Origin of the sequence: Rhabdaerophilum calidifontis, assembly GCF_008641065.1 — a bacterium.
Taxonomy (GTDB): domain Bacteria; phylum Pseudomonadota; class Alphaproteobacteria; order Rhizobiales; family Beijerinckiaceae; genus Rhabdaerophilum; species Rhabdaerophilum calidifontis.
In genome coordinates this window covers 309,673-323,070 of record NZ_VTRS01000001.1, presented here as the reverse complement: position 1 = coordinate 323,070, position 13,398 = coordinate 309,673, and the positions used below count along the sequence as shown (strand labels likewise).

General features: G+C 68.4%; 11 protein-coding genes and 1 tRNA gene. 3 read left to right on the top strand and 9 right to left on the bottom strand.

The annotated features are described in order from the left end of the window. Positions 1 to 5 precede the first annotated feature (5 nt). The 3 genes from ccoN to FWJ24_RS01500 all read right to left on the bottom strand — a co-directional run bounded on the left by ccoN (position 6) and on the right by FWJ24_RS01500 (position 3,560). Positions 6 to 1,664, bottom strand: coding sequence for a cytochrome-c oxidase, cbb3-type subunit I (gene ccoN / locus FWJ24_RS01510; protein WP_150286006.1), 1,659 nt, complete (start codon positions 1,662 to 1,664; stop codon positions 6 to 8). A gap of 185 nt (positions 1,665 to 1,849) precedes the next feature. Then, on the bottom strand, positions 1,850 to 2,458 hold the full coding sequence (locus FWJ24_RS01505) for a Crp/Fnr family transcriptional regulator (protein ID WP_150286005.1): 609 nt from the start codon (positions 2,456 to 2,458) through the stop codon (positions 1,850 to 1,852). A 250-nt stretch (positions 2,459 to 2,708) separates the two neighbouring features. Beyond that, positions 2,709 to 3,560, bottom strand: coding sequence for an SDR family oxidoreductase (locus tag FWJ24_RS01500; RefSeq protein WP_150286004.1), 852 nt, complete (start codon positions 3,558 to 3,560; stop codon positions 2,709 to 2,711). A 76-nt stretch (positions 3,561 to 3,636) separates the two neighbouring features. Between FWJ24_RS01500 and FWJ24_RS01495 the strand changes: the two genes are divergently transcribed. Beyond that, a complete protein-coding gene (locus FWJ24_RS01495; protein ID WP_150286003.1) occupies positions 3,637 to 4,713 on the top strand; it encodes an L-idonate 5-dehydrogenase in 1,077 nt (358 codons plus the stop codon). Positions 4,714 to 4,739: 26 nt separating this feature from the next. Here FWJ24_RS01495 and FWJ24_RS01490 read toward each other — a convergent pair. Next, positions 4,740 to 4,816 (bottom strand) — tRNA-Arg (locus FWJ24_RS01490). A 252-nt stretch (positions 4,817 to 5,068) separates the two neighbouring features. Here FWJ24_RS01490 and FWJ24_RS14565 point away from each other — a divergent pair. Further along, positions 5,069 to 5,644, top strand: coding sequence for a hypothetical protein (locus tag FWJ24_RS14565; protein WP_166443544.1), 576 nt, complete (start codon positions 5,069 to 5,071; stop codon positions 5,642 to 5,644). Positions 5,645 to 5,751: 107 nt separating this feature from the next. Further along, on the top strand, positions 5,752 to 7,209 hold the full coding sequence (locus FWJ24_RS01485; protein ID WP_166443543.1) for a M48 family metalloprotease: 1,458 nt from the start codon (positions 5,752 to 5,754) through the stop codon (positions 7,207 to 7,209). A 15-nt stretch (positions 7,210 to 7,224) separates the two neighbouring features. Here FWJ24_RS01485 and FWJ24_RS01480 read toward each other — a convergent pair whose 3' ends face one another. The 5 genes from FWJ24_RS01480 to FWJ24_RS01460 all read right to left on the bottom strand — a co-directional run bounded on the left by FWJ24_RS01480 (position 7,225) and on the right by FWJ24_RS01460 (position 13,318). After that, on the bottom strand, positions 7,225 to 8,097 hold the full coding sequence (locus tag FWJ24_RS01480) for an RNA polymerase factor sigma-32 (RefSeq protein WP_150286001.1): 873 nt from the start codon (positions 8,095 to 8,097) through the stop codon (positions 7,225 to 7,227). 140 nt (positions 8,098 to 8,237) lie between these two features. Continuing rightward, complete coding sequence (locus FWJ24_RS01475) at positions 8,238 to 8,822, bottom strand: CarD family transcriptional regulator (protein ID WP_150286000.1); 585 nt, start codon at positions 8,820 to 8,822, stop codon at positions 8,238 to 8,240. Positions 8,823 to 9,168: 346 nt separating this feature from the next. Next, entirely contained in the window at positions 9,169 to 9,507 is a 339-nt protein-coding gene (fdxA, locus tag FWJ24_RS01470) for a ferredoxin FdxA (protein WP_150285999.1), read from the bottom strand. Between the two features lie 106 nt (positions 9,508 to 9,613). Then, entirely contained in the window at positions 9,614 to 9,922 is a 309-nt protein-coding gene (locus FWJ24_RS01465) for a S4 domain-containing protein (RefSeq protein WP_150285998.1), read from the bottom strand. A 9-nt stretch (positions 9,923 to 9,931) separates the two neighbouring features. After that, entirely contained in the window at positions 9,932 to 13,318 is a 3,387-nt protein-coding gene (locus FWJ24_RS01460; protein ID WP_150285997.1) for a helicase-related protein, read from the bottom strand. Positions 13,319 to 13,398 lie beyond the last annotated feature (80 nt).

Genomic DNA, 13,398 nt, shown 5'->3' with positions numbered 1-13,398 from the left:
TCCCCTTACTCGGCGGCGATGGCGGCGGGCGCCGCGGCGGGGGCCGGCTCGGCGGCCTCGCCGGCGCGGATGGTCATGTAGACGTTGTAGGCCATGATCAACGCGCCTACGACGAAGAGGAGCCCGCCCAGTGCCCGGATCACGAAGAACGGATATTTCGCCTCAACCGTCTCGATGAAGGAATATTCGAGGAAGCCGAGCGAATTATAGGCACGCCACATCAACCCTTCCATGATGCCGGCGACCCACATCGCCGAGATGTAGAGCACGATGCCGAGGGTCGCGATCCAGAAATGCCAGTTCACGAGCTTGAGGGAATAAAGCCCCTTCTTGTTCCAGAGCCACGGAACGAGGCAGTAGATCGCGCCGAAGGATACGAACCCGACCCAGCCGAGCGCGCCGGAATGCACATGGCCGACGGTCCATTCCGTGTAATGGCTGAGCGAATTCACGGCCTTGATCGACATCATCGGCCCCTCGAAGGTCGACATGCCGTAGAACGCGACCGACACGACCATCATCCGCAGGACGGGATCGGTCCTGAGCTTGTCCCAGGCGCCGGAAAGCGTCATCAGCCCGTTGATCATGCCGCCCCAGGAGGGCATCCAGAGCATGATCGAAAAGGTCATGCCGAGCGTCTGCGCCCAATCCGGCAGCGCCGTGTAATGCAGGTGATGCGGCCCGGCCCAGATATAGAGGAAGATCAGCGCCCAGAAATGGATGATCGAGAGCCGGTAGGAATAGACCGGCCGCTCCGCGCGCTTGGGCACGAAATAATACATGATGCCGAGGAAGCCGGCGGTGAGGAAGAAGCCGACCGCATTGTGGCCGTACCACCACTGGAACATCGCATCCTGTACGCCCGACCAGAGGCTGTAGCTCTTCGGCGAGAAGATCGAGACCGGCACGGCAGCGTTATTGCCGAGATGCAGCACGGCGATCGTCAGGATGAAGGCGAGGTAGAACCAGTTCGCCACATAGATATGCGGTTCCTTGCGCTTCCAGAGCGTGCCGAGGAACACGAGCAGGAACGCCACCCAGACGATGGTGAGCCAGAGGTCAGCATACCATTCCGGCTCGGCATATTCGCGGCCTTGCGTGATGCCGAGCAGGTAGCCCGTGCCGGCGATGACGATGAACAGGTTATAGCCGAGAACCACGAACCACGGTGCAAGCTCGCCGGCGAGCCGGGCGCGGCTGGTGCGCTGCACGACATAGAGCGCGGTAGCGATCAGCACGTTGCCGCCGAAGGCGAAGATCACCGCCGAGGTGTGCAGCGGCCGCAGCCGCCCGAACTGGACCCAGGGCAGATCGAGATTGAGGATCGGCCAGGCGAGCTGCGCGGCGATGATGAACCCGACCAGAAACCCGGCGACACCCCAGAGGAGCGCGGCGATGGTCGCAAACCGCACCGGACCCATGTTGTAGTTCGGCCTGCCGTCGATTTCCTGCGGCGGTGCCGCCGGCGCATTGGCCACCGCGCGGCGGCCGAGCGCGAAGACGGTGGCGATGCCGGCCGCGGCAAAGACCCAGGCATGAAAGACATAGCCGGGATCGGTCGCCTTCGAGGCGATGAAGATCCAGAGCAGGGCGAAAGCTGCCGCAAGGACCATGCCGACAATCTCGCCGGCGCTCATCGAACGGGGGGGTGCCAATGTGCTCATGCGCGGATCCTTGGCCGTTTTCGTTCAGGCGGGCGCGCGGGCGTAACCCGCACGGGAGGAGGCAGGATCCGCGCCCCCGCGAAACCCTGACTCGTTCTAGCATGGGCCGTTGCCGGTAACGGAGCCTTGATGCAGGTCAAGCCTTCGCTGCAACGCAACGCGACAATTGTCGCACCCGGTTCCGATCATCCCCTTGCGAGCGCCGCGATCCGGTCCGGATCGAGCAGCCGCACGCCATCCGGGACGACGACGATCAGCTTCTCGCGCGCGAGTTTCGAAATCGTGCGGCTGACGGTCTCGATCGTCAGGCCGAGATAATCGGCGATGTCCGAACGACTCATCGGCAGCGGAATCGTCACGGTGCAGTTCGAGACTCGCGCCAGACGGTCGCGGTGGCTGATCAGGAAGGCGGCGACACGCTCCTCGGCGTTCTTGCGGCCGAGCAGCACCATCTGATCATGCGAATGGTGCAGTTCGCGGGAGGCGATCTCGTGCAGCTTGCGCAGCAGATGCGGCTTCTCATCGGCCATCGTCTCGAAGCCGTGATGCGGGATGCGGCAGACGCGCGCGGTATCGACCGCCTCCGCCGTGAACTCGTAATGGCTCTCGAGCCCGACGCCGAGGAAATCACCCTTGATCGCGAATCCGACGATCTGCCGGCGGCCGTCGGAGAGCAACCGCACCAGCCGGATCGTGCCCTCGGAGACCGAGAACACGAAATCCGCCGCCGCACCCTGCTCGAACAGCACGGATTTCGGAGGAAACTCGCGATGCTGGACGAGCTGGTCGAACATGACAAGTTCGGGGCTGCTCAGCGCCGCGCAGATGGAAAGATGACGGGTCTTGCAGGTGACGCAATTCGGAATGTGTTCCGCAGGTTTGCGCGGTGCAGCACTCGCTTCTTCGCGCGTCACAACGGGCACGGCAGCCTCCATTCGCCGGCGGATGGTTCGCACCGGACCGCTGCCGGAGCCTGTCGCCACCATGGGCGCGCCATGCGTGCGATGCAAGACTGCAATTGCATGCCCCCCCTGCGTGGTTTGATCACACCACGCTTGTCATGCCGCCATCGACCATCAGCATCTGGCCATTGATATAGCACGCGGCATCGGAGGCAAGGAAGATCGCGGCCCCCACCAGCTCCTCCACCTCGCCCCAGCGGCCGGCCGGCGTCCGCTTCTCGACCCAGGCGGAGAAGCCCGGGTCGGCGACAAGCGCGGCGTTGAGTTCGGTGCGGAAATAGCCGGGGCCGATCCCGTTCACCTGGATGTTCATCGGCCCCCATTCGGCCGCGAGCGCGCGGGTCAGCATCTTCACCGCCCCCTTGGACACACAATAGGGCGCGATCGAGGGGCGGCCGAGTTCGCTCTGCACCGAGCCGATATTGATGATCCGGCCGGCGCGGCGCGCCAGCATCCGCCGCCCCACCGCCTGGCTGACGAAGAAGACGCTGTCGACATTGGTGGCCTGGAGGCGCCGCCAATCGGCCTCGGCGAAATCGGCCGCCGGGGCGCGATGCTGCATTCCGGCATTGTTCACGAGGATCGCGATCGGCCCGATCTCCGCCTCGATCGCCGCGACGCCCCGCTCGATCGCTGCGGCATCGGTGACATCGAAGGGCGCGGCCTCCGCCGCGATCCCGGCCGCGCGCAACGCCGCCAAGGCAGCATCGAGCCGCGCCCCGCCGCGGGCATTGAGCACCACCCGGGCGCCGGCCTCGCCAAGCCCGCGCGCCAGCGCGAGGCCGATCCCGCGGCTCGCACCGGTAACGAGCGCGACCCGGCCCGTAAGATCGAACCGCGCGAGCGCGCCGGGCAGCGCGCGGGCGGGCGCTGCCGCAACAGGGATCGTCGGGTCGGTAGCGGCAGAAGTGGAAGCGGTCGAGGCAGAAGACATGGCAACCCCGGGCAGGCATGCTACGGTTGAGGCGGCCGGCTGGCGCGCCGGCGATGATTGGAAGGAAATTGCCGCGATGCCGCAAGCCGAAACCGCCCGCGAAGCCCGAGCCCGCACCACGCTTGCGGTCATGGTGCATGGCGCGCGGGATTTGCGGCTCGCCGAGATCCCCGTTCCCGTGCCCGGGCCCGGCCAGGTCGAGATCGCGATCGGCGCCGGCGGTATCTGCGGCTCGGACCTGCATTATTACCTGGAGGGGCGGATCGGCGCGATCGTCGTTCGCGAGCCGCTGGTGCTCGGCCACGAGATCGCCGGCACGATCACCGCCATCGGCCCGGCGGTCGAGGCGCTGAAGCTGGGGGACCGGGTCGCCATCAATCCCGGCCTCGCCTGCGGTGAATGTCGCTATTGCCGGGCCGGCTTGCGGCTGCATTGCCTCGACATGCGCTTCTACGGCTCGGCGATGCGCTATCCCCATGTCCATGGCGGATTTCGCAAGGTTCTGGTGGCGGAGGCGCGGCAATGCGTGTCGCTTCCGGCGGATTTCGATCTCACGAAAGCCGCCTTCGCCGAGCCGCTCGCGGTCTGCCTGCATGCGGTGGAACGCGCCGGCCCGCTTCAGGGCCGGAACGTGCTCGTCACCGGCTGCGGGCCGATCGGTGCGCTGACGATTCTCGCTGCGCGCCATGCCGGCGCGGCCAGGATCACCGCGACCGATGTCAGCGCGAAGGCGCTGGCCCTCGCCCGGCGGATCGGTGCCGACGAAACGATCGATGTTGCGGCGGCGCCGGAGCGCCTCGCGGCGCTCGCCGCCAACAAGGGCACGTTCGACGTCGCCTTCGAATGCGCCGGTGCCGCGCCGGCGCTGCGCGGCGCGCTGGAGGCGACGCGGGCGCGCGGCATCTTGGTTCTCGTCGGCATAGGCGGCGAGATGCAGCTCGCGATGAGCGTCGCGGTGGCGAAGGAACTCGATCTGCGCGGCACCTTCCGCTTCGACGGCGAATTCGACCAGGCGGTTGCGGCGCTGGTTTCCGGCCGCATCGACCCCGCGCCGCTCCTCACCGACGTGATCCCGATCGAGGAGGCCCGCCGCGCCTTCGATCTCGCGGCAGACAAGGCCAGGGCGATGAAGGTGCAACTCAGCTTCGCGTGAGGTCCCCGGAGCGGCACGGAAACGGATGGCGATCCCGACAGGATTCGAACCTGTGACCTACAGTTTAGGAAACTGCCGCTCTATCCTGCTGAGCTACGGGACCGTCGCTGCGCAGATACCAGTTTTCTCCCGATATTGCACCCTCCTGCAACATCTGGCGACGCGAATTCTCCCGCTGATTCTGACGGCATCCGCCGCTCCCGCCGCGCCGCTCCCCTGCGCGGCGGAGGGCGCGCTGCCGACGAGCGTTCTCTCGGTCTCCGAGGAGGGAGCCCTGCCGATCGCGGACGGTTTCGCGCTGCGGCCCGCCGGCATCGTCTGGCCCGATCATCTCGAACCGGGCCGGCGCCGGGAATTGGCGGCGCGCATCGCGGAGGCGCTGGCTGGCCAGCAGGTCAGCTGGAAACCGGCCGCCGGGCCGGACCGCTGGGGCCGCGTGCCGGCGCATCTCTTCATCCGCGAGCCGGACGGCGATCTCGCCCCGTTCTGGCTCCAGGCGGGGCTTGTCGAGGCCGGCCTGGTCCCGGCCTGGCCGGAACCCGAACAGGCCGAGTGCTGGGCGGCGCTGCTCCGCCACGAGGCGCTGGCGATCCGCGCCCGGCGCGGCCATTGGGCGCCCCGCGCGCAAGCGCAGCGCCACCGGGCGGCCGAGGCCAAGCGTGAAAGCCATGCCGGGCGCCGGATGGTCGCGCTCTGGCGCGTGCGCAGCGTGCGCACATGGCGCAATCTGGTCTTTGTCAACTTCGCGCCATCATTTCGTGGTGCTCCCTCGGTGGGACTGACGGCGCGGCAGCTCTCCCGATTGCGCGATTCGGGACAGGACCCCGCCGGATGGGCCGGAAAGCGCGTTGTCGTCCGCTTCATCGTCGGCAGCGGGGGCTTATCGAGGTTGCGGGTCGAGACGCCATGGCATATCGCCCCGGTGGAATGATCCTTGCTGCAAGCGCGACGGGCGGGCGGCGGGCTGGGGCGGGCGATATGACGCAGATCGGACGGGAAGCGGATTCCTGGCGACGGCCGTGGCGAGCGGTCCGGCGCATGCTCGCCCCCGGGCTGGCATGCGCGCTTGTCGGGCTCCTGCTCGGCGGCTGTTTCACGGATCCGCTCTCGGTGCCGCCGGTCGAGCCGCGCAAGGTGCAATTGCCGGGTTCGGGACCGAAACTCGAACCCGGCTCGGCGCTGGAGCGCGAGCACAAGCGCCTTGTCGCGAGCTTCGGCGGCGAATATCGCGCGCCGAAGACCCAGGTCCTGCTCAACGCGATCGCGGACCGGCTCCGCCTCGTCTCCGACAGGCCGAACGAGCATTTCCGCATCGTCGTGCTGAACTCGCCGTCGATCAACGCCTTCGCGCTGCCGAACGGCTATGTCTACCTCACGCGCGGCCTGCTCGCGCTCTCGAACGATACGGCCGAGATCGCCTCGGTGATCGCGCATGAGATCGCTCATGTCACGGCCCGCCACGCCCTGGCCCGCGCCGAGCTCGACGCCCGCTCCAATCTGGTGAGCCGCGTCCAGACCGAGGTTCTGGAGAACCCCGGCGCGGGCGAATTCCTGCGCGGTCAATCCCGCCTGACCTTGGCGGGCTTCTCCCGCCAGCAGGAGATCGACGCCGACGAGATGGGCGTGCGCTCCATCGCCAAGGCCGGGTTCGAGGCGCATGGCGCCACGCGCTTCCTGATCGCGCTCGATCGCTCCGGCCGCATGCGCGAGGCCATCGGCAATCGCGGCCGCGAGGAGGGCAACGATATCCTCGCGACCCATCCGACGACGCCGGAGCGCATCCAGCGCGCGCTCGCCGTCGCCCGGCAATACGGCGCGCCCGGCGTCGGCGAGGCGGATCGCGGCAAATGGCTTCAGGCCATCGAGGGCATGGCCTTCGGGGAGGATCCGTCGCAGGGCGTCGTCCGCGGCCGGACCTTCCTGCATCCGCGGCTGAAATTCGCGGTCGAGGCACCGGAAGGCTTCGTGCTCGAGAACACGCCGCAGGCCGTGCTCGGTGTCACCGCCGGCGCCAGGGAGGCGCTGCGCCTCGATTCGAGCCGGGTCGAGGCCGCGAAGCCGCTGCCGGCGCTGATCGCCCAGAACCCGATCGAGAATCTTCCGGTCGGGGAGATCACCGAACTCACGCTCGACGGTCTTCCGGCCGCCACCGGGATCGCGCGCGGCCAGGACTGGAGCTTCCGGGTCGTGCTGATCCGCTCCGGCGACACGGTCTTCCGCTTGATCTATGCCGCACAGAATTTTTCCGCCGCCATCGACGAGCGTTTTCTCGCCAGTGCCCGCAGCTTCCGTCGTCTCGGCGAGGAGGAGGCCCGCGCCTTCCCGGCAGAGCGCGTGCGGATCGTGCAGGCGCGGGCGGGGGAACGGCCGGAGGATCTCGTTGCGGCGCATATGAGCGGCCAGCCGCAGGCACTTGAACGCTTCTATATCCTCAATGGGCTCGGGCCCGAGGATCAGCTCGCGCCCGGCACAAGCTATAAGGTCGTGGCCGGCTGAAGACGGCTGCCTCGCTCAGGAGAGCGAGGTCGCGAAGCGCGGATTGCGCTCGATCAGCGCCTTGCGGAGCTTTTCCAGCGCCCGGCTCTCGATCTGGCGGACACGTTCCTTGGAAATGCCGAGCTTGGAGCCGAGCGCCTCGAGGGTCTCGCCCTCCTCCGAGAGCCGCCGCTCGCGCAGGATGCGCAATTCGCGCTCGGAAAGCACCGTCAGCGCCGATCGCAGCCATTCCGTGCGCCGCGCGCCGTCGATCTGCTCCCCGACCACCTCGTCCGGCAGCGGCGCCGGATCGGCGAAGAAATCCATCCGGTCCGACGAGCCGGAGGATTCGTCATCCGAGATCGGCGCGTTGAGCGAGACATCAGGACCGGAAAGCCGCGTCTCCATCGCCTGCACATCGGCCTTCTGCACCCCGACCGCCGCGGCGATCTCGGCATGGATGTCGACCGAGGGGTCGCCCTCGGCCTTGAGCGCGATGCGCATCCGCAGGCGCCGCAGATTGAAGAACAGCGCCTTCTGCGCGGAGGATGTGCCGCCGCGGACGATCGACCAGTTGCGCAGCACGAAATCCTGGATCGAGGCGCGGATCCACCAGGTGGCGTAGGTCGAGAAGCGCACCTCGCGCTCCGGCTCGAACCGGGCCGCCGCCTCGAGAAGCCCGACATGCCCCTCCTGCACGAGATCGGAAACCGGCAGGCCGTAATTCCGGAAGCGGGCCGCGATCGCGATCACCAGCCGCATATGGGCGGTGGTCAGCCTGTCGAGCGCGGCGCGGTCCTGGTTGTCGCGCCAGCGCAGGGCCAGGCCGTGCTCCTCCTCGCGGGTGAGGAAAGGGGCCTCCATCGCGGCGCGGACGAAGGATCGACTGATGCCGGAAAGCTGGGCCATGCGCGTCTCCCTGTCAGTTGAACGATATACGCGCGAAAACCGGTCCGGTTCACAGGGGGGCGCCAGATGCTCCCGAACCCCGGAAAGAAAAGGCCCGCGACCATGGGCCGCGGGCTTCGATCAGGGACAGCAGGCGGCGTTCACGCCGCCTCCTCGCTCGAATCGTCGTTGTCCGCCTCGGCATCGGTGCTGGCATCGGTGCCCCGCGTGCGGCGCGGCCCCTTGGCGAGGCTCGTCTCGATGCGCTTCATCGCCTCGGTATCGGTCGAACCGTCGACCGCGGCGACCTCGTCGACGAGCCGGGCCAGCGCGGTCTCGAACAGCTGGCGCTCGGAATAGGATTGTTCCGGCTGCGCCTCGGAGCGGTAAAGATCGCGCACGACCTCCGCCACCGCGATGATGTCGCCGGAATTGATTTTCGCCTCGTATTCCTGCGCCCGGCGCGACCACATGGTGCGCTTGATGCGGGCGCGGCCGGTCAGCACCTCGAGCGCCTTGGCAATGCCTTCGGCATCCGAGAGCTTGCGCATGCCGACGCTCGCGACCTTGGCCACGGGCACGCGCAGCGTCATTTTCTCTTTCGCAAAATTGACGACAAACAATTCGAGCTTGAAGCCCGCGATCTCCTGCTCCTCGATCGCCACCACCTGTCCGACGCCATGGGCCGGATAGACGATGGACTCGCCCGGCCTGAAACCATCGCGCTGCGTCTTCTTTGTGCTCATTTTTCCCTCACCAATCATCCGCCGGCAGCTGCGCGGGCGGACGAAGCCTCAGACGGGGTTCAGCACCCCGCGCCACAAACACGGCCCGCCCTGCCGGAAACCCCGTCAGGCCGGAATCATCGACGAGGAAGAACGATTTCCCGCCGCGTCTCGCCAAAGACAGACCAAAGAGCCCGCGCGTGGGGAACGTGCAGGCCCGTGAACGATCATGTCAGTGGGAAGCTCGGCGCAAAGGAAGCGGCCACCTGTCTCGACTGTTGATTAACCGATACCACGCTTCGGCGGAAAAATCAAAAACGCCGCCACGCCCCTGCCGCAAAGCCGCCATGCAGGGTTAACGGGGCGCTCAATCGCCCTCGCCGGGCTTCTCCGAGAAAAGATCGGGGAACTTGCCGGTCTTGCCGTCCCATTCCTTGGCATCGGCCGGCGGCTCGCGCTTGATGGTGATGTTGGGCCAGGTCTTGGCGAAATCCGCGTTGAGCTTCAGCCATTGCTCAAGGCCGGGTTCCGTATCCGGCTTGATCGCCTCGGCGGGGCATTCCGGCTCGCAGACGCCGCAATCGATGCATTCATCGGGATGGATCACGAGCATGTTCTCGCCCTCGTAGAAGCAATCGACCGGGCAGACCTCGACGCAATCCATGTATTTGCACTTGATGCAATTCTCGGTGACCACATAGGTCATCGGCTTCTCCTGATATTCCGGCGCCGGCGCGGCCCGCCGGGTTAGATGGCGATGCCGTCGATGGGCGGCAAGCGCTAGAGCGGTTTCGCGCGCGATGCAAGCCGGCTCAACCATCTCCGCCGGCCTCGATCCGCCGATAGAGGCGCAGGGCGGCCGCGCTTTCGCCGCGCCGCTCGGCAAGCGCGCGGATCTCGACCAGGATCGTCTCGCCCGGCAGCGCCAGCGTCAGCACATCGCCGACCCGGACCACCGCGCCCGGCTGCGTGACCCGCCGGCCGCCGATCCGGACATGCCCGGCCCGGACCAGTTCCGCACAATCTGCCCGCGCGCGCTGGAAACGCGCGAACCACAGCCATTTGTCGAGGCGGATGGCGGGCGGCGCGCCCTCCGGCACCCGAACCCGGCCCCGCGTCATCGCCGCCGGTCAGGTTTTGCCTTCGAGCTGGGCCTTGAGGGCCGCGAGCTTGGCGAAGGGCGAATCGGGGTCCGGCGCGCGGTTGGTATCGCGCGGGCGGTCGCCGAACACGCGCGGCGCGTCGCGATCGCCGCCGCGGTTCCCGCTCCTGTCCCGGCGTGGCCCGTCACCCTTGCCGAGCCCCTTGCCCTGATCCTGGCCATATCCCTGGCCGTGTCCCGAACCCTTGCCTTGGCCATGCCCCCTTGCATGTGCCGGCGCCTTATGGCCCTGGCCGTTGCGCCCCGCATTCTCCTCGGGCTGCGGCCCGGCGCCGCCATGCCCCTGGCCGGGGAAGAACCGCTTCGGCCGCTCGTGCCGGCGTTCGCCCTCGCGCCTCTCCGGACGGGGCGAATCATCGCCGGCCTGCCTCTCCGGCTGCCCCGGCGAAGCGCGTCCCTCGTCGCGGCCGCTCTCGCGATGCCGGGGATTGCCGCGGCCGCGCTGCGGCGGGCGATTGCGGTCGGGCCGCGCGATCCGCCAGATCTCGATCTCGACCGGCGCGGCAGCCACATCCGCGGCCGGCTCGGCAGCGGTCGATGCCGCGGCGGGGTCAGCCGCCCCGGCCGCCGCAGAGACGTCGGAGATTTCGGAAGCAGCCTCCTCGCCGGCCTCGGGACCGGCCTCGACCGGCGCGGCGGCATCTTCAACCGGCGCCGCCGCCTCGATCGCCGCACCTTCGCGTTCGGCGCGGCCGGTGGAATCGGCGGGCCAATCGGTCGCGCTGGCTTCCGCCGGCGCGGGGCCGGCCGCGCCAATCGCGGACATCGTGGCATCCGGGATTCCGGGTTCCGGCATGGCGGTCTCGGGTGATTCGGCCCGAAGCGGTTCCGTCGCCGCCACCGGCGCCTCGATCTTGAGCGGCACGGTGATCGCCGGCCCCGGCCGCGTTTCGGCGCGATAGCCGAGCGATTTCAGGATCTCGCCGAATTCCGCCCCGGCGCAGCCGACGAGCGAGGTCATCGCGCCGGTCACGACGAAGCCGTCGCCATCCGCAGCACCCGGAGGCGGCGCACCCGGCGTCACGCCCGGCCGATAGGCGACCGCCGGGCGGATCAGATCCGCCAGCCGCTCGAGGATATCGACACGGACTGCGCGCGGCCCGACAACCCTGAACCCCGCGACACGGTAAAGCTCGCGGTTGATCGCCGGATCGACCGGGATCGAGGTCCGGCCCGAGAAGGCGAGATGCGAGACGTCACGCAACGCCGCGGGATCGTCGCCGCGCTGGAGCGCGAAGAGCTGGGCGGCGAGGCTGCGCGGACCCGGCTTCATCAAGGCCGGCAGGAACAGGTGATGCGCCCCGAACCGCAGGCCGAGCTTGCGCAGCTCGGCGCGGGCGTTCTGGTCGAGCGCGCGGACATCGTTCGCCACCGCCGCCCTGTCGAGCACGCCGAGCGCTTCCGCGACCCGGAAGGCAATGCCGCGCGCAATGCCCGTCACGCCTTCGGCCGCCTCGAGCGCGAAGAGCGCCCCGAGCAGCTTCTGCACATGCGCCTTGATCCAGTTGGCGATGCGGGTCTCGACCATCTCGCGATGCAGCCCGGCAAGCGCCTCGTCCGCGAGAAGCAGGAAGCGTGGCTCCAGCGGCCGCGCGCCGGCCTGAAGCGTTGCGATCGGCTCGCCGAGATAGCGGATCACCCCGTCGAGCGAGAGCTGGAGCTGGTCGTCATTCGCGGTCGAGAGCCGTGCCGCGCGGGTTTCGATCTCGCCGGCGAGCGCCTTGCCGGCGGCCGCGCGCAGGGTCTTGGCCTCGGCCGCCTCGGCGCCCGGATCGGGCGTGAAACGGAACCCCTCAAGGCGTCCGATGTGCTGGCCTTCGACCAGCACGTCCCCCGTCGCGTTTACTTCCGCTTCCAGCATCACATTCTCTTTCAGTCGACGCATCAGGACCGAGGTGCGCCTGTCGACGAAGCGCTGCATGAGCCGCTCGTGCAGTGCGTCCGACACCTTGTCCTCTAGCGCGCGCGTCACGTTCTGCCAATGCAGAGGATCGGCGAGCCAATCGGGCCGGTTGGCGCAATAGCTCCAGGTGCGGATCTGCGCGAGCCGCCAGGAAAGGGTGTCGATATCGCCCTCGATCCGGTCGCAGGCCTTGATCTCGCGGCTGAACCAATCGGCGTCGATGGCCCCCTTGCGGATAATCGCTTCGTAAAGTGACACAACCAAGTCGGCATGCACGCCGGGCGAAACCTTGCGATAATCCGGAAGCTGGCAGAGATCCCAGAGCCGCCGGACCGCGGCCTCGCCGCGCGCGAGATCGCGGATCGCCGGGCGCAGCATCGCGATCTCGAGCGTCGCCTCGTCATCCGCCCGGCGTGCACGGACGAGGGCCGCGTCGCCCGGCGCCCGGTTGAGGCTCGCCTCGAGCCGGTCGAGGGTTGCGAAATCGAGCGCCGAATTGCGCCATTGCGCCATTGCGAGCGGATCGAAGCGATGCTCCTCGAGCGCCTCGACCAGATCCTCATCGAAAGCCGGGCAGCGCCCGGTGGTGCCGAAGGTTCCGTCCTGAACGGCACGACCGGCACGGCCGGCGATCTGCGCCATCTCGGCCGGGAACAGCCGGCGGTGGCGGCGGCCGTCGAATTTCCGGTCTGCCGCGAAGGCGACATGCCCGATCTCGAGGTTCAGCCCCATCCCGATCGCGTCGGTGGCGACGATATGATCGACCTCGCCGGCCTGGAACATCGCGACCTGCGCGTTGCGCGTGCGCGGCGAGAGCGAGCCCATCACCACCGCCGCGCCACCGCGCTGGCGGCGCACCAGTTCGGCGATCGCATAGACCTCCTCGGCGGAGAACGCGATCACGGCCGCGCGCGGCGGCAGCCGGGTGATCTTCTTCTCCCCCGCATGGACAAGCCGCGAGAGGCGCGGCCGCGTCTCGATCCGCACGCCGGGCAGCAGGCGCTCGATCAGCGGCTGCGCGGTGGCCGCGCCGAGCAGCAGCGTTTCCGCCCGTCCGCGCCGGTGCAGAAGCGCGTCGGTGAAGACATGGCCGCGCTCGAAATCCGCGATGAGCTGGATCTCGTCGATCGCCACAAAGCTCACATCCAGGTCGCGCGGCATCGCCTCGACGGTCGAGACCCAGTAGCGCGGCGCCTTGGGCTTGATCTTCTCCTCGCCGGTGACGAGCGCCACTGCCTCCGCCCCCACCCGCGCGACGATGCGCTGATAGACCTCGCGCGCCAGCAGCCGCAGCGGCAGGCCGATCATGCCGCTGTCATGCCCCAGCATCCGCTCGATCGCGAGATGCGTCTTGCCGGTATTGGTCGGGCCGAGAACGGCCGTCACGCCGCGCGCCCGCGCCGAAACGCCGGCCCTCGAACCCTCGGCCACGGGACGGAAGGGAAGCGTCATGGGCGCTCCGGCTGCATCAGACCGGGTGCGAATCGGCTTCATCAGCCTGCACCCGCGCATGAATGCTATCTGGGCACCCG